Here is a 492-nt window from a genome sequence, read left to right as displayed (position 1 = left end):
CCTCCGACCCTCTGATTAAAAGTCAGATGCTCTACCGACTGAGCTAATGGCTCAGATATATTGTTGGTTATCATTAAATTCTCAAAGTCGATGTCCCGCTCTCAGTAAGTTCATTCAAGTTGTAGTTCGAGCGGTACAACTCGCAGCTTTTATTGACGCCCCACTCTCAGAAAGTTTTCTCAAGATGCGGCTCGAGTGGTGCGCTCGATGTAACGCTACGATGTCTATTCATTCGTGCTCTACCGACTGAGCTAATGGCTCGAAGTGAGTGGTGCCGGCTGCAGGACTTGAACCCGCAACCTACTGATTACAAGTCAGTTGCTCTACCAATTGAGCTAAGCCGGCATATTGGTTTTATTTTTGACTTAACTCAACCTTATTTATCGTCGTCCCACTCTCGGTAAGCTGATTCAAGTAGCAGCTCGAGCGGTACGCTGAAGCATCGCTCCGAATCTTATTCGGTCGTGCTCTACCAATTGAGCTAAGCCGGCA

General features: G+C 47.4%; 1 tRNA gene. It reads right to left on the bottom strand.

Going from position 1 to position 492, the window contains the following annotated elements:
- Positions 1-269 precede the first annotated feature (269 nt).
- Positions 270-345, bottom strand: a tRNA-Thr gene (locus ABES52_RS16870).
- Positions 346-492 lie beyond the last annotated feature (147 nt).

Origin of the sequence: Aeribacillus pallidus (assembly GCF_050478865.1) — a bacterium.
Taxonomy (GTDB): Bacteria; Bacillota; Bacilli; order Bacillales; family JACDOC01; genus JACDOC01.
This window is presented reverse-complemented; position numbering and strand designations above follow the sequence as displayed.